Genomic DNA, 13,540 nt, shown 5'->3' with positions numbered 1-13,540 from the left:
GCCGATTGTGTCGCCCACCGGGCCGGCCACCGGCATCGGCGCGGCCGGGCTGGTGTTCACACCTCCGGCCGGTCACCCTCACGGGGCGGGTCACCGTCGCGGCGGCGCAGGTCGTCCTCACGCCGGCGCAGGTCCTCCTCCCAGCGGCGGAAGAGTTCCTGGTCCTGCTGGCGGGAACGGTCCTGCACCGAGCGGAGGAACTCGGGGTCGTCGTCGGGAGCGAGCGGGCGGCGCGGCTGCCGTTCGCTGGAGCCACCGCCTGCGGGCCGCGCCCCGCGGGCCGCGGAGCTGGGCTCCCGGCCGACGATGAACCAGGCGATCGAGCCGACCAGGGGAAAGATCAGGATGATCAGCACCCAGGCGATCCGGGGCAGGGCACGGATCTGACCCTCCTCGGCGGAGAGGCAACTGATCAGCGCGCAGACGGCGAGGACAATCTGCACCAGGAAGAGGAGTACGCCAAGCCGGGCCATCCACCTATCATGGCGCACCGCGTCGCGTCACCACAGTCCGCGAACGGTCACCACCACGCCGAGCAGCGCGAGTCCGACGGTGCCCAGCGCGACCAGCGGCAACGTCCGGCCGCCGGTGCGGGCCGCCCCGGTGCCGGTGCTCCGGGGCCAGCAGAGCACGAGCACGCCTCCCCAGACCAGGACGGCCGCGCCGGCGACCACTGCTCCGAACGGACCGCCGCTCGACGCCAGCCGGACGGCGAGCACGCTCACCACTGTCACCGTGAGCAGCGTGCGCCGCCAGGCCAGCCGGGTCCGCTCCGGTTGCAGCCCCGGGTCGCGTCCGCTGCTCACCGCCCGCCGACCGCCCGCAGCAGGACGGCGACCACCAGCAGTAACGCGCCGACGCCGACGGCGAGGGCCAGGATGGCGGGGAACCGGGACGCGGGCAGCTCCTGACCGAGCCGGATGGCCCGTTCGGTACGCGCCCAGTGGTCCACCGCGCGGATCGCGACCGTCGCGCCGAGCAGCAGCAACGCCACGGCGATCACCTCCCGCAGGTGGCTCATCGGCAGCGGCGGCAGGAACTGCGCGGCGGCCAACCCGCCACCGACCAGCGCCAACCCGGTGCGCAGCCAGGCGAGGAAGGTCCGCTCGTTGGCCAGGGAGAACCGGTAGTCCGGCGGTTCACCGACCGAACCCAGCTCCGCCGGGTCGAACCATCGCCTGATCGCCTCCCACATAGCGCCGATTATTCGCTTCCCACCCCACATAGCCTGGGCCGGTGACAGATCTCGACGTGATGACGCTTCGTGCCGCCTACGACAACCAGCTCCGCCCGGAGATCCCCGACCCGGTGCCGGCCGGGGTGACGGTGGAGCGGGACGGGCCGTTGGTCCGCATCGTCGGGCTCGACGCCGGAGGGTTCCTCACCTACCGCGACCTGGGCGGGTTGACCGGCGACGCGCTGGACGCGCTGATCGCCCGGCAGGTGCAGCTGTTCCGCGAGCGTGGCCAGTCGGTCGAGTGGAAGCTCAACGGGCACGACGAACCGGCGGACCTGGCGGACCGGCTGCGCGCCGCCGGCTTCGTGCCGGAGGACCGGGAGACCGTCGTGGTCGGGCCGGTCGCCCCGCTGGCCGCCGCGCTGCCGGTCACCCCCGAGGGGGTACGCCTTCGTGAGGTGACCTCTCGCGCCGACCTGGAGCGGATCGCCGCGATGGAGGAGGAGGTCTGGCAGGAGGACCGCTCGCACCTCGTGGGGGGTCTGGCCAAGGAGATCGACGCCGATCCGAACTCGATCACCGTGGTGGTGGCCGAGGCGGACGACACGGTGGTGAGCGCCGGCTGGGTGCGTTTTCCGGCGAACACCGGCTTCGCCACCCTGTGGGGTGGCTCGACCCTGCCGCAGTGGCGTCACAAGGGCATCTACCGGGCCTTGGTCAACTATCGGGCGCGGCTGGCCGACCAGCGGGGTCGCACGCTGGTGCAGGTCGACTGTTCCGAGGACAGCCGGCCCATCCTCCAGCGACTCGGCCTCGTCGCGGTCACCACCACCACCCCGTACGTCTACACTCCGTGATCATGGAGCAGCGGTTGACGGACGAGGAGCGGCTGACCCTCAAGACCGGTGCCTTCGGCGCTGTCTTCCTGGTCTCCAACGCCGACCCGGGCGTGCTGGGGGTGATCCGGGAGAGCATCGCCGCGTCCGGCGCGTTGGCCGCCGCCAGTGGCACGGTCAAGGAGGCGCTGACCACCGGCCCGTTGCCGCGGCTTCCCCGCGACTCGCAGCTGGAGATCGAGTCGGTGGTGCTGCCGGCGCTGGGGCGGGCGGTGCGGATCCTGCGCGAGAAGTGCCCGCGCGACGTGGACGCGTACCGCGAACTGGTGTTGGCCGCGGCGGACCAGGTGGCCCGGGCGCACGACGGGGTGGCGCCCGCCGAGGCGGTGGCCATCGACCAGATCCGGGTCGCGTTGGCCGAGCCGGCCTGACCGGCCGCGCGTCGGTGAGCTGTGTCACCCTGAGTGCTGCGGGAGCGCAACCTACTGGCAGGTAACATTGCGTCGTGGGCAACCGCACAACCGCCCTCGGTTGACCTGACGTCGACCGACGCGCGACGCTGCGCCCCAGACCGGGCGAGCGAATCGCACCACCACACAGGAGGGTCGTCGAAGCGCGATGAACATCGTCGTACTCGTCAAGCAGGTGCCTGATTCGGGCGCGGACCGCAACCTGCGCAATGACGACAACACCGTCGACCGCGGTTCGGCGAACAACGTGATCAACGAGATGGACGAGTACGCCATCGAGGAGGCCCTGAAGATCAAGGAGGCGCACGGCGGCGAGGTCACCATCCTGACCATGGGTCCGGACCGGGCGACCGAGTCGATCCGCAAGGCGCTCTCCATGGGCCCGGACAAGGCCGTGCACGTGCTGGACGACGCCCTGCACGGCTCGTGCGCCGTCGCCACCTCGAAGGTGCTCGCCGCCGCGCTCGGTCAGCTCAATGCCGACCTGGTCATCTGCGGTGCCGAGTCCACCGACGGCCGGGTCCAGGTCATGCCGCACATGATCGCCGAGCGGCTGGGCGTCGCGGCGCTCACCGGTGCCCGCAAGCTCACCGTCGACGGCGCGACGCTTACCGTCGAGCGGCAGACCGAGGAGGGCTACGAGGTGGTCACCGCCTCCACCCCGGCCGTGGTCTCCGTGTGGGACACGATCAACGAGCCGCGCTACCCCTCCTTCAAGGGCATCATGGCCGCCAAGAAGAAGCCGGTGCAGACGCTCTCGCTGGCCGACCTCGGTGTCGCGCCCGACGAGGTGGGCTTCGACGGCGCCACCAGCGCCGTCGTCGAGCACACCAAGCGCCCCCCGCGCTCCGGCGGCGCCAAGATCACTGATGAGGGCGAGGGCGGCGTCAAGCTTGTCGAGTTCCTCGCCACCGAGAAGTTCGTGTGAGAGGGGGGTTCTGACATGTCTGAGGTTCTCGTCGTCGTCGAAGCCACAAAGGAATTCGGCGTCAAGAAGGTCACCCTGGAAATGCTCACCCTCGCGCGTGAGCTGGGCACCCCGAGCGCGGTGGTGCTCGGCGGCGCTGGCGCCGCCGAGGCGCTGAGCGGCAAGCTGGGCGAGTACGGCGCGGAAAAGATCTACGCCGCCGAGGGTGACGAGATCGACGGTTACCTGGTGGCCCCCAAGGCGACAGTGCTGGCCGAGTTGGTCAAGCGGGTGCAGCCGGCCGCCGTGCTGCTGGCCTCGGCCCAGGAGGGCAAGGAGATCGCCGCCCGGCTCGCCATCAAGCTCGACAACGGCATCCTGACCGACGTGGTCGGCCTGGACGCCGACGGCACCGCGACCCAGGTCGCCTTCGCCGGCTCCGCCATCGTCAAGTCCAAGGTCACCAAGGGCCTGCCGCTGGTCACCGTCCGGCCCAACTCGGTCACCCCCGCCCCGGCGGCGGCCACCCCGACGATCGAGCAGCTCAGTGTGTCGGTCACCGACACCGACAAGCTGACCACTGTCGTCGAGCGGGTCGCCGAGCAGAAGGGCTCCCGCCCCGAGCTGACCGAGGCCGGCGTGGTCGTCTCCGGCGGCCGGGGTGTCGGCAACGCCGACAACTTCAAGCTGGTCGAGGAGCTGGCCGACCTGCTCGGCGGCGCCGTCGGCGCGTCCCGCGCGGCCGTCGACTCCGGCTTCTACCCGCACCAGTTCCAGGTGGGCCAGACCGGCAAGACGGTCTCCCCGCAGCTCTACGTCGCGCTCGGCATCTCCGGTGCCATCCAGCACCGGGCCGGCATGCAGACCTCGAAGACCATCGTCGCTGTCAACAAGGACGGCGAGGCGCCGATCTTCGAGCTGGCCGACTTCGGGGTGGTGGGCGACCTGTTCAAGATCGTCCCGCAGGCCGCCGAGGAGATCCGCAAGCGCAAGTAACCAAGCGACACGTCAGTGGCCGCCCGTGCGAACGGGCGGCCACCGCCGTGTGGGGAGCTGATCGGCGAGCCGGGGAGCTGAGCCGGCCCGCCGATCAGCCCGTCAGGGTGCCCCTCAACAGGCTGTCGCCGGAGTGGCGGGTGTTGTTGTCGTACCGCTCGGCGGAGACGTCGACGACCGAGTAGCTCGTGAGGTCGACATTCGGGGGCAGGGGCAGCAGGGCGTCCGAGCCGCCACCCAGGGTGCCGACCGAGAACATCTCCATCGTCGTCGGATTGATGAGCCAGACCTCGTAGTACCCCGGGACGCGCGGGAGATTCGCCACATGCAGATGTAGTTGGCCGTCCTGGAGAACCCGGGCGTCACCCTTGGCCGCAGGGGGCGTCGCCCCGTACGCCGCCAGCGGCGCGCTCGCCACCACCACAGGCGTCGGGGTGGGCGTCGGATCGTCGGGTCGGAGCACGGAGACGGTGCCGACCACGCCGACCGCGGCCGCCGCGGCGGCGGTCACCGCGGTGGCCACCCAGCGCGACAAACCAGAGCCCCGCCGGGACCGACGAACCGAATCCAGCCGGGTCACCGTCGGCCCGGCCGCCGCGTCCGGGACCGGCTCGGCCGTTCTGGTGCTGGCCTGCCCAGGCACCCGGGTCTCGGCCCGTGCCGGCCCGGGCTCCGCGGCCCTGACCTGGGCTTCGATGCCCTGCCAGACGTGCTCCGGCGGGTCGGGCAGGTCAGCCAGGCCCCGTGTCTCGGTGCCGAGCCCCGCCACCCGCTCAAGTGTCGCCAACTCGGTACGGCAGTGCGCGCAGGTGCCGAGGTGGGTGCTCTCCCCGTTGTCCGCCTCGCTCTCACCGAGCGCCAGAAATACCAGCCGGTCGTGGTCCAGGTGCTGCACCGTCCACCTCCCATCTGCGTTTCAAGCTCGCCATGCCGCGTCGGATGTGACTCTTCACGGTGCCCAACGGCACGCCGGTCACCGTGGCTATCTGCTGGTGTGTCAGGTCGTCGTAGAAGGCCAGCTCCAACATCCGTCGCTGGTCGTCCGGAAGACGAGCCAACTCGTCGGCGATCACCAACCGGTCCACCACGCGGTCCGGGTCGGGGTCGGTCTGCGCCTGCTCGGGTAGCTGTCGGACCGTCTCCACCACCCGGGTCTCCCGGGCCGAGGCGCGCATCCGGTCGATGACCTTCCGCCGGCCGATGCCGAGCAACCAACCGATCAGCGACCCCTTGGCCGGGTCGAACGTGTCGCGGCCCAGCCAGGCGGCGACGAACGTCGCCTGGGTGACGTCCTCGGCGTCGCTGCGGTTCGCCAGCATGGACGTGGCCAGGTGGAGCACGGCACGACCGTAGCGGTCGTAGGCCTCACGGAGCGCCACGTCGTCGCCGGCGTGGAACCTGCGGTCGAGGTCGTCCACCGGAGGGTCCGGTTCCGGTCGTGGCGCCGTCATCGGGCGGCTCGCCTTCGATGGGGCATGCCCGACTGTAGCCGCCACAGTCTCCGCCCCACTTCCCCGGTCGATGTCATCTCACCTGCTCTTCGTCCCCCGACCCCGCTCCGGATGCAGGTGGGAGCGAAAAAGAAAAGTGCGACAGGTACGCATCCACCCGTCCGGGAGCCGGCGTAACCAGTTCTGCAAGCCAGGCCTGACGAATCAGCACCAACTATCAGGAGGCAGACATGCAGCTCTCGTACTTCCGTCGGGTCGCCGCGGGCGGCGCGGTCGCCGCGCTGGCCTTCGCCGGCGTCGGAGCGTTCACCGCCGGCCCCGCGTACGCCGCCACGTCGAAGGTCTCCGTCGTGCACGGCATCCCGGACACCCCTGTCGACGTCTACGTCAACGGCAAGAAGACGCTTGACAACTTCAAGCCCGGCGACGTCGCCGGCCCGCTGAACCTGGAGGAGGGCGACTACGACATCGCGCTCACCAAGCCGGGCGAGCCGATCGGCAGCGCGATCCTCAAGGTCGACAACGCCGCGGTGCCGGGCGGTGCGAACATCAGCATCGCGGCCCACCTCGACGCCGCCGGCCAGCCGAAGATCACCCCGTTCGTGAACGACGTCTCGAAGGTCGACGCCGGCAAGGCGCGGCTCATCGTCCGGCACACCGCCGCCGCTCCGGCGGTCGACGTCCGCGCCGGTGGCACCCCGGTCTTCGAGGACCTCACCAACCCGAACGAGGCGAAGGGCGACGTCGACGCGGGCAACGTGAAGGCGGACGTGGTGCTGGCCGGTACCGACACCGTGGCCATCGGCCCGGCGGACCTCAACCTCAAGGAGGGCACCGCCACGATCGTCTACGCGATCGGCTCCGCCGAGGGCAAGACCCTCGACGTGGTGGCCCAGACCATCACCGGCCTGCACTCCGCTCCCGGCGGCGTGCCCAGCGGTGACGGCGGTCAGGCCGGCACGGGCGTCGACACCTGGTGGTACGTGCTCACCGGTGCCGGCGTACTCCTGCTGCTTGGTGGTGGGGTGCGGATGGCGACCGCGCGGACCGGCCGCAAGTGACGGTGCGCAACCGCGGCGCGCTGGCGGCCCTGGCCGCCGGCGTTGCCGCGCTCACCGGCGCCGCCCTGGTGGCGTGCGCCAACCAACCGGCCGGGACCGTGGGAGCCGACGAGGCGAGCACGCTGGCCAGCGCCGCGCCGACCACCGCCAGCGTCCCGTCGGTGCCGGTGGCCGCCGGTGAGCTGCCCGCCGGCCCGACGACCATCCCGCCGGTACGGCTGCTGATCCCGGAGATCGGCGTCACCGCCACCGTCAACGCGGTAGGCATCAACGAGCGGACCAACGAGTTCGAGGTGCCGCCGAGCGTCGACCAGATCGGCTGGTACCGCTACGGCCCCGGCCTGGAGGCGGGTGCCGGTTCGGTGGTCATCGCCGGTCACGTGGACAGCGCCAAGCAGGGCAAGGGGGCGTTCTTCCGGCTGCGGGAGCTGGACCAGGGTGACACGTTGACCGCGACCGGCAGTGACGGCGAGGCTCGGCGCTACCGGGTCGTCGCCCGGGAGGAGTACGCCAAGACCAAGATCCCACTGGACCGGTACTTCGCCCGCGACGGCAAGCCGCGACTGACCCTGATCACCTGTGGTGGGCCGTTCGACGCGAAGGCGCGCAAGTACCGCGACAACATCGTCGTCACCGCGGTGCCCGTCTGACCGGGCCCGCGCGTATCCGGCCGGGGTGGAGTTCCACCCCGGCCGTCGCGTGCGGTCCCCCTCCGGCATCCGGTCCCCAAGGTGTCGGCCGTACGCTGAACGACGATGGCTTACCTGGATCACGCGGCGACGACTCCGATGCTCGACGAGGCACTGGAGGCGTACGTCGCTGTCGCCCGCGAGGTCGGCAACGCGTCCTCCCTGCACGCGGCGGGTCGCCGTGCCCGCCGCCGGGTCGAAGAGTCACGCGAGCGGGTGGCCGCGGTGCTGGGCGCCCGGCCCTCTGAGGTGATCTTCACGGGTGGTGGCACCGAGAGCGACAACCTCGCGGTCAAGGGCATCTTCTGGGCCCGCCGTGGGGCCGCCCCCGACCGCCGCCGGGTGGTCTCCAGCGCCGTCGAGCACCACGCGGTGTTGGACGCGGTCGACTGGCTGGCCGAGCACGAGGGCGCCGAGGTCGGCTGGCTGCCGGTGGACGCCGTCGGTCGGCTGGACCCGCAGGCCCTGCGCGCCGAGTTGGCCGCGCACGCCGACCAGGTGGCCGTGGTCACCGCGATGTGGGCGAACAACGAGGTGGGCACCGTCCAGCCGGTGGCCGAGCTGGCCGCCGTCGCCGCCGAACACGGTGTGCCCTTCCACACCGACGCCATCCAGGCGGTCGGTCAGGTGCCCGTCGACTTCGGCGCCAGCGGGGTCGCCGCGCTGACCGTCACCGGGCACAAGTTGGGCGGCCCGACCGGGGTGGGCGCGCTGCTGCTCGCCCGGGACGTGCCGGCCACGCCGCTGCTGCACGGCGGCGGCCAGGAACGCGACATCCGCTCCGGCACCCTGGACACCGCCGGCATCGTCGCCTTCGCGGTCGCCGTCGAGACGGCCGTGAAGGGCCAACAGGAGTACGCGGCCCGGGTGGCCGCGCTCCGCGACGACCTGATCGAGCGGGTTCGCCAGGCGGTGCCCGAGGTGATCTACAACGGTGATCCGACCGACCGGCTGCCCGGCAACGCCCACTTCTCCTTCCCCGGCTGCGAGGGCGACGCGCTGCTGCTCCTGCTCGACGCGCAGGGGATCGCCTGCTCGACCGGCTCCGCCTGTTCGGCCGGCGTGGCCCAGCCCTCGCACGTACTGCTCGCGATGGGCGCCGACGACGACCGCGCCCGCTCCTCCCTGCGGTTCACCCTGGGCCACACCAGCACCCAGACCGACGTGGACGCCCTGATCGCGGCCCTCCCGGCAGCGGTAGACCGAGCCCGCCGAGCCGCCGCCCTCCGCACCCCCCGCTAAACCCCCACCCCACCCCACCCCACCCCACCCCGCCCCGCCCCCGCCCCCCTCCGCGGTCGATCATGGAGTTGTGGTGCCGGGAAGATGGTCAATGTTGGCTTTTGTCACCCACCACAACTCCTTGATCGACGGCGGCTCGGGGTGGAAGAGGTCACTGCGCCGCCAGCGGAGTTGGTGCCGGGGTGGGTGGGTAGGCTGGCGGAGGGGAAGGGAGTGCGCTGGTGAGGGTTCTGGCGGCGATGTCGGGCGGGGTTGACTCGGCCGTGGCTGCGGCGCGGGCGGTGGCGGCCGGGCATGACGTGACAGGCGTGCACCTGGCCCTGGCGCGCAACCCGCAGACCTACCGGACCGGGGCACGCGGCTGCTGCACCCTGGAGGATTCCCGGGACGCCCGGCGGGCGGCCGACGTGATCGGCATCCCGTTCTACGTGTGGGACATGGCCGACCGCTTCCACGAGGACGTGGTCGACGACTTCGTGGCCGAGTACGCTGCCGGCCGTACGCCGAACCCCTGCCTGCGGTGCAACGAGAAGATCAAGTTCGCGGCGGTGCTGGACCGGGCGGTGGCCCTGGGCTTCGATGCGGTGGTCACCGGGCACCACGCCCGCCTCGGCGCGGACGGGCTGCTGCGGCGCAGTGTCGACCTGGCCAAGGACCAGTCGTACGTGCTCGCGGTGCTCACCCGCGAGCAGCTCGACCGGTCGATCTTCCCGCTCGGTGACTCGACAAAGGCGCAGGTCCGCGCGGAGGCCGCCGAGCGTGGCCTGGCGGTGGCCGACAAGCCGGACTCGCACGACATCTGCTTCATCGCCGACGGGGACACCCGCGGCTTCCTCGCCGGTCGGCTCGGTGAGGCGCCCGGCGATGTGGTGGACGCGTCCACCGGCGCGGTCGTCGGCAGTCACAGCGGTGCGTACGCGTACACGGTGGGGCAGCGTCGCGGGCTGCACCTGGACCGGCCCGCCCCGGACGGCCGACCCCGCTACGTGCTCTCCATCACCCCGAAGACCAACACGGTGACGGTCGGCCCGGCCGAGGCGCTCGAGGTGTCCGACGTGCACGCCGTACGCCCGGTCTGGAGCGGCGGCGCACGCCCGGACGTGCCTGTCGAGTGCGAGGTGCAGTTGCGCGCGCACGGTGACGTGGTGCCGGCGACCGTCGCGCTCGACGGTGACCGGCTGCACGCCGAGCTGCGCCGACCGGTGCGTGGCGTCGCCGCCGGTCAGGCAGTGGTGGCGTACCGACCGGACCCGGCCGGCGACGTGGTCCTCGGTTCCGCGACCATCACCGGCTGACCGCACCGCCCGGTTGTTCGCGGGATAGCCTTCGCCCGTGACAGATCAGGCGTGGCCCTGGCCGGCCGGCGCGGCAACCGGAATTGGTTCGCTGCCCGGCACCGACATCGGCGAGGCTCAGCGGGTGGTCCTCGGTGAGCTTCCCGAGCTGCCCCATCTGCCCGAGCTGCCGGCCCGTGGCCCCGGCGCGGACATGATCGGCAGGTCCCTCGGGCTGCTCGTCGAACTGCCGGTCGAGGTGTACGCGGGTCGCTGGCGGGTCGCCCCACGCCCGGGCCGTGACCTGCGTCGGGCCCGTGACCTGATGGAACGCGACCTGGACCAGCTCGCCGAGCAGGCCGAGGGGTACGCCGGGCCGATCAAGGTGCAGGCGGCCGGTCCGCTCACGCTGGCCGCCACCCTGGAGTTGCCGATCGGTGGTCGGCTGTTGCGCGATCCCGGCGCGGTCCGCGACCTGACCGGCTCCCTCGCCGAAGGGTTGCGCGCGCACGTCGCGGCGGTCGCCCGCCGGCTGCCCCAGGCGTCGGTGCTCCTGCAACTGGACGAACCGTCACTGCCGACCGTGCTGGCCGGGCGGGTGCCGACCGAGAGCGGGCTGGGCGCGTACCGGGCTGTCGAGTCGGTGGACGCCGCCGCCCTGCTGCGCACGATCGTCGAGGCGGTAGGCGTGCCGACGCTCGTACACTGCTGCGCCCCGGACGTGCCGCTGGAGCTGATCCGCTCCACCGGCGCCGTCGCGGTCGCCCTCGACCTGGACCTCGTCACCGACCTGGACCCGCTGGGGGAGGCGCTCGACGCCGGCCTCGGGTTGTTGGCCGGGGCCGCGCCGACCCGACCGCCGTCGGCCGGTGGCGCGCCGACCTCCGCCCAGATCGCCGATCGGGTACGCCAGCTCTGGGACCGCCTCGGCTTTCCCCGTCGGCAGCTCGCCGAGCAGGTGGTGGTCACCCCGGCCTGCGGCCTCGCCGGCGCGACCCCGCAGTACGCCCGGGCCGTGCTCGCCGCGTGCCGGGACGCCGGCCGGCGCTTCGCCGAGGACTGAGGTTTCCTGTCGTACGGGGTGGGCAGGATGACGGTCATGATTGGACAGCTGCGTTCAGTGGTGATCGACTGCCCGGACCCACGGGCGTTGGCGGCGTTCTACGCCGAGCTGCTCGGCGTACCTCTCGCCGAGGGCGCCTCCGATGACGACTGGGTGGTGCTGGGCGGTCCGCCCGGTCACCAGCCGCGCCTCGCCTTCCAGCAGGCGCTCAACCTGCGGCCCCCGGCCTGGCCGGATCCCGAGCGTCCACAGCAGTTCCACCTCGACGTGACGGTGGACGACATCGAGGCCGCCGAGAAGGCGGCGCTCGCGCTCGGGGCTCGGCGGCTGCCAGGTGAGGGCGAGGGCTTCCGGGTCTACGCCGACCCGGCCGGCCACCCGTTCTGCCTCTGCTGGGACTGAGCACACCCGGTGGGTTGCGGCGGCCGGGCATGATGGCCGCCGTGATCCACACCTCTGCGCTGCGTGCCTCCGGCTCGCTCTTCGGCCTCGCCTACGGCGACGCGCTGGGCAAGCCGACCGAGTTCCTGACCGTCGCCGAGATCGAGCGACGGTTCGGCCCGACCGGTCCGCGTGAGCTGTCCGGCGAGCCGGCCCTGGTCACCGACGACACCCAGATGGCGTTGGCTGTGGGTTGGGCGCTGCGCGAGGCGCCGTCGTTCACGCCGGAGGCGGTGGAGCCACTGCTGCGGCGACGCTTCCTGGCCTGGGCGGTCAGTCCGGACAACAACCGTGCTCCGGGGATGACCTGCCTGCAAGCCTGCGCCGAGCTGAGCCGTGGGGTGCGCTGGCAGGAGGCGACAGTGCTCGGCTCGAAGGGCTGCGGGGCCAACATGCGGGTCACCCCGGTCGGGTTGCTCGACACGGACCTCGACACGCTCGCGGGGTTGGCCCAGTTGCAGGCCGGGCTGACCCACGGCCACCCGACCGGCCTGGCCGCCAGCGAACTCACCGCGTACGCGGTCTTCGCGCTGCGTGCGGGGGTTTCGCTGCCCGAACTTCCCGTGGTGCTCACCGAGCGGGCGCTGTCCCAGCGCCTGGTCTACCGGGAGCGGTGGCTGGGCGACCTCTGGCAACGCGCGGGTTCCGGCTCTCCGGGGGAGTTCATCGCGCAGGGCTGGGACGAGTGCCTGGCGGTGCTGGGCCGGCTGACCAACACCCTGGCGCAGCCGGACGACGGCGGTGACCCGTGTCTGGCCACCGGGGAGGGCTGGGTGGCCGAGGAGGCGCTGGCCACCGCTGTGCTCTGCGCCGTACGGCACGCCGACGATCCGGTCTCGGCGCTGGCCCGGGGCGCGACCACCGCCGGCGACTCCGACTCGATCGCCGCACTGGCCGGCGCCTTCGTGGGCGCGGCCGTCGGCATGACCGCCTGGCCGCGCGAGTGGGCCAACCGCATCGAGTACGCCGACCAGCTGGCCGCGCTGGGCGCGGCCTGGGACTGACCCTGTGGCGCCAGTCGGGGTGATCGACTCGGGTCTTGAAAACCGGGGTATCCGAAGCTCTGGGACACCGCGACTTTCAAGAACCCGAGTCGACCATGGCCGGCGGGCGGCCACGAGGACGGTCCGGGGCGGCCCGGCTGGTCAGGAGGTGGTCAGGAGGTGGGGAGGTGACGCAGGCTGCGGACTTTTCGCCACAGGTCGGCGTCGCAGCGGCCGGCGTGGTCGGCGAAGGCGGCCGAGCTGAGTCGGATCGGCTCGGTGAGGCTGAGGTAGCTGTCGTGCTCCGCGCCGGGGTCCCAGTCCCGGGTGGGGATCCGGACGTGGTCGTCCCGGTCGCTCTTGTCCTGGCTGGTGATCTTCAGGACGTCTGCGCCCCGGGAGTCGGCGCGCAGCACCAGACACGGGCGCACCTTCGACCCGCTGCCGTCGGCGTACGGCACGTCGGCCCACCAGATCTCACCGGGCGCCGGGGTGTCGCCGTGCCGGTCGGTGTCGCGCGAGCGGGGTGTGGTGGACGGCCGTTCGGCGCCACGGGGCCGTGGCGGGGTGGAACGACGACCACCGGTGCCGCCCCGACCCGGCCGGGTGCCCGGACGCCGGGTGGTCACCCGGTGCCGCCAACTGTTCCACGCCCAGCCGGCGGCCACCGCTAGCAGGATCGCCACCGCCCAGAGCAGTGCCTCGGGCATCCGTACCTCCGTGTCCCGGCGGCCCACGGGCCGCCATCGTCCGGCGATCCTCGCACGCCACCGCCCGTGCCGCCCGCCAACCACACCGCAGCCGCCCACCGCCCCGGGGGACCCCACGGTCAGCACCGAACGCGCTGAGGGCGAGATCGCTCCGGGCGCGGGCGGGCGGCGGATTGTCCCACCGGCCCGATACCGTGCCGGAGTAGCGTGATCAGGGAGGTCGCAGGCGTGTCCGAAGGT

Annotated in this window: 17 protein-coding genes; 11 read left to right on the top strand and 6 right to left on the bottom strand. The window is 72.4% G+C overall.

Features of this window, described 5'->3' with window-relative positions; translation table 11 throughout:
* Positions 1–56: 56 nt before the first annotated feature.
* Genes ACLQ3B_RS17920 through ACLQ3B_RS17910 form a run of 3 tightly spaced genes read right to left on the bottom strand, consistent with a single transcriptional unit; the run spans position 57 to position 1,195 of the window.
* Complete coding sequence (locus tag ACLQ3B_RS17920) at positions 57–473, bottom strand: PLD nuclease N-terminal domain-containing protein (RefSeq protein WP_425781869.1); 417 nt, start codon at positions 471–473, stop codon at positions 57–59.
* A gap of 27 nt (positions 474–500) precedes the next feature.
* Positions 501–806, bottom strand: coding sequence for a DUF202 domain-containing protein (locus ACLQ3B_RS17915; RefSeq protein WP_425781868.1), 306 nt, complete (start codon positions 804–806; stop codon positions 501–503).
* Positions 803–1,195: a YidH family protein gene (locus ACLQ3B_RS17910; protein WP_425781867.1), complete on the bottom strand. Its 393-nt coding sequence runs from the start codon at positions 1,193–1,195 to the stop codon at positions 803–805. Before ACLQ3B_RS17910 ends, ACLQ3B_RS17915 begins: the two co-directional genes overlap by 4 nt.
* A 41-nt stretch (positions 1,196–1,236) precedes the next feature.
* Here ACLQ3B_RS17910 and ACLQ3B_RS17905 point away from each other — a divergent pair, with 41 nt between their 5' ends.
* The 4 genes from ACLQ3B_RS17905 to ACLQ3B_RS17890 all read left to right on the top strand — a co-directional run bounded on the left by ACLQ3B_RS17905 (position 1,237) and on the right by ACLQ3B_RS17890 (position 4,386).
* Complete coding sequence (locus tag ACLQ3B_RS17905; protein ID WP_425781866.1) at positions 1,237–2,034, top strand: GNAT family N-acetyltransferase; 798 nt, start codon at positions 1,237–1,239, stop codon at positions 2,032–2,034.
* Positions 2,031–2,444: a hypothetical protein gene (locus ACLQ3B_RS17900; RefSeq protein ID WP_425781865.1), complete on the top strand. Its 414-nt coding sequence runs from the start codon at positions 2,031–2,033 to the stop codon at positions 2,442–2,444. The genes ACLQ3B_RS17905 and ACLQ3B_RS17900 overlap by 4 nt, the downstream gene beginning before the upstream one ends.
* Positions 2,445–2,631: 187 nt before the next feature.
* Positions 2,632–3,411 (top strand): electron transfer flavoprotein subunit beta/FixA family protein, encoded by a 780-nt coding sequence (locus tag ACLQ3B_RS17895; RefSeq protein WP_425781864.1) that lies wholly within the window; start codon positions 2,632–2,634, stop codon positions 3,409–3,411.
* Positions 3,412–3,426: 15 nt separating this feature from the next.
* Positions 3,427–4,386, top strand: coding sequence for an electron transfer flavoprotein subunit alpha/FixB family protein (locus ACLQ3B_RS17890; protein ID WP_425781863.1), 960 nt, complete (start codon positions 3,427–3,429; stop codon positions 4,384–4,386).
* Positions 4,387–4,480: 94 nt separating this feature from the next.
* Here the strand turns inward: ACLQ3B_RS17890 and ACLQ3B_RS17885 are convergent, their stop codons facing one another.
* On the bottom strand, positions 4,481–5,281 hold the full coding sequence (locus tag ACLQ3B_RS17885) for an anti-sigma factor (RefSeq protein ID WP_425781862.1): 801 nt from the start codon (positions 5,279–5,281) through the stop codon (positions 4,481–4,483).
* The gene (locus tag ACLQ3B_RS17880) at positions 5,235–5,837 is read right to left on the bottom strand and encodes an RNA polymerase sigma factor (RefSeq protein WP_425781861.1); all 603 of its coding nucleotides are present in this window, start codon (positions 5,835–5,837) and stop codon (positions 5,235–5,237) included. Before ACLQ3B_RS17880 ends, ACLQ3B_RS17885 begins: the two co-directional genes overlap by 47 nt.
* Positions 5,838–6,067: 230 nt before the next feature.
* Between ACLQ3B_RS17880 and ACLQ3B_RS17875 the strand changes: the two genes are divergently transcribed.
* The 7 genes from ACLQ3B_RS17875 to ACLQ3B_RS17845 all read left to right on the top strand — a co-directional run bounded on the left by ACLQ3B_RS17875 (position 6,068) and on the right by ACLQ3B_RS17845 (position 12,611).
* Positions 6,068–6,898, top strand: a complete 831-nt coding sequence (locus ACLQ3B_RS17875; RefSeq protein ID WP_238678391.1) for a DUF4397 domain-containing protein — start codon at positions 6,068–6,070, stop codon at positions 6,896–6,898.
* Positions 6,895–7,548: a class F sortase gene (locus tag ACLQ3B_RS17870; protein ID WP_425781860.1), complete on the top strand. Its 654-nt coding sequence runs from the start codon at positions 6,895–6,897 to the stop codon at positions 7,546–7,548. The genes ACLQ3B_RS17875 and ACLQ3B_RS17870 overlap by 4 nt, the downstream gene beginning before the upstream one ends.
* 105 nt (positions 7,549–7,653) lie before the next feature.
* Complete coding sequence (locus ACLQ3B_RS17865; protein ID WP_425781859.1) at positions 7,654–8,829, top strand: cysteine desulfurase family protein; 1,176 nt, start codon at positions 7,654–7,656, stop codon at positions 8,827–8,829.
* A gap of 221 nt (positions 8,830–9,050) precedes the next feature.
* Complete coding sequence (mnmA, locus tag ACLQ3B_RS17860) at positions 9,051–10,124, top strand: tRNA 2-thiouridine(34) synthase MnmA (RefSeq protein WP_425781858.1); 1,074 nt, start codon at positions 9,051–9,053, stop codon at positions 10,122–10,124.
* A gap of 37 nt (positions 10,125–10,161) precedes the next feature.
* Positions 10,162–11,166 carry a methionine synthase gene (locus ACLQ3B_RS17855; RefSeq protein ID WP_425781857.1) on the top strand — a complete coding sequence of 335 codons (1,005 nt, stop codon included), beginning with the start codon at positions 10,162–10,164 and terminating at the stop codon, positions 11,164–11,166.
* A 36-nt stretch (positions 11,167–11,202) separates the two neighbouring features.
* Entirely contained in the window at positions 11,203–11,568 is a 366-nt protein-coding gene (locus tag ACLQ3B_RS17850) for a VOC family protein (protein ID WP_425781856.1), read from the top strand.
* Between the two features lie 32 nt (positions 11,569–11,600).
* Complete coding sequence (locus ACLQ3B_RS17845) at positions 11,601–12,611, top strand: ADP-ribosylglycohydrolase family protein (RefSeq protein ID WP_425782138.1); 1,011 nt, start codon at positions 11,601–11,603, stop codon at positions 12,609–12,611.
* Between the two features lie 152 nt (positions 12,612–12,763).
* On the opposite strand, the gene ACLQ3B_RS17840 is transcribed toward ACLQ3B_RS17845, so the two are convergent.
* Complete coding sequence (locus tag ACLQ3B_RS17840; RefSeq protein WP_425781855.1) at positions 12,764–13,300, bottom strand: type II toxin-antitoxin system PemK/MazF family toxin; 537 nt, start codon at positions 13,298–13,300, stop codon at positions 12,764–12,766.
* Positions 13,301–13,540 lie beyond the last annotated feature (240 nt).

The sequence above is a fragment of the Micromonospora sp. DT53 genome (genome assembly GCF_049841535.1).
GTDB lineage: Bacteria > Actinomycetota > Actinomycetes > Mycobacteriales > Micromonosporaceae > Micromonospora.
The sequence above is the reverse complement of the archived record's forward strand: the minus strand, read 5'-3'. Positions and strand labels throughout refer to the sequence as shown.

What these genes read in the sequence shown, in the direction of transcription:
- ACLQ3B_RS17920 (WP_425781869.1), bottom strand. Translation starts at nt 473, where the DNA reads ATGGCCCGGCTTGGCGTACTCCTCTTCCTGGTGCAGATTGTCCTCGCC.
- ACLQ3B_RS17910 (WP_425781867.1), bottom strand. Translation starts at nt 1,195, where the DNA reads ATGTGGGAGGCGATCAGGCGATGGTTCGACCCGGCGGAGCTGGGTTCG.
- ACLQ3B_RS17895 (WP_425781864.1), top strand. Translation starts at nt 2,632, where the DNA reads ATGAACATCGTCGTACTCGTCAAGCAGGTGCCTGATTCGGGCGCGGAC.
- ACLQ3B_RS17890 (WP_425781863.1), top strand. Translation starts at nt 3,427, where the DNA reads ATGTCTGAGGTTCTCGTCGTCGTCGAAGCCACAAAGGAATTCGGCGTC.
- ACLQ3B_RS17880 (WP_425781861.1), bottom strand. Translation starts at nt 5,837, where the DNA reads ATGACGGCGCCACGACCGGAACCGGACCCTCCGGTGGACGACCTCGAC.
- ACLQ3B_RS17875 (WP_238678391.1), top strand. Translation starts at nt 6,068, where the DNA reads ATGCAGCTCTCGTACTTCCGTCGGGTCGCCGCGGGCGGCGCGGTCGCC.
- ACLQ3B_RS17865 (WP_425781859.1), top strand. Translation starts at nt 7,654, where the DNA reads ATGGCTTACCTGGATCACGCGGCGACGACTCCGATGCTCGACGAGGCA.
- ACLQ3B_RS17850 (WP_425781856.1), top strand. Translation starts at nt 11,203, where the DNA reads ATGATTGGACAGCTGCGTTCAGTGGTGATCGACTGCCCGGACCCACGG.
- ACLQ3B_RS17845 (WP_425782138.1), top strand. Translation starts at nt 11,601, where the DNA reads ATGGCCGCCGTGATCCACACCTCTGCGCTGCGTGCCTCCGGCTCGCTC.
- ACLQ3B_RS17840 (WP_425781855.1), bottom strand. Translation starts at nt 13,300, where the DNA reads ATGCCCGAGGCACTGCTCTGGGCGGTGGCGATCCTGCTAGCGGTGGCC.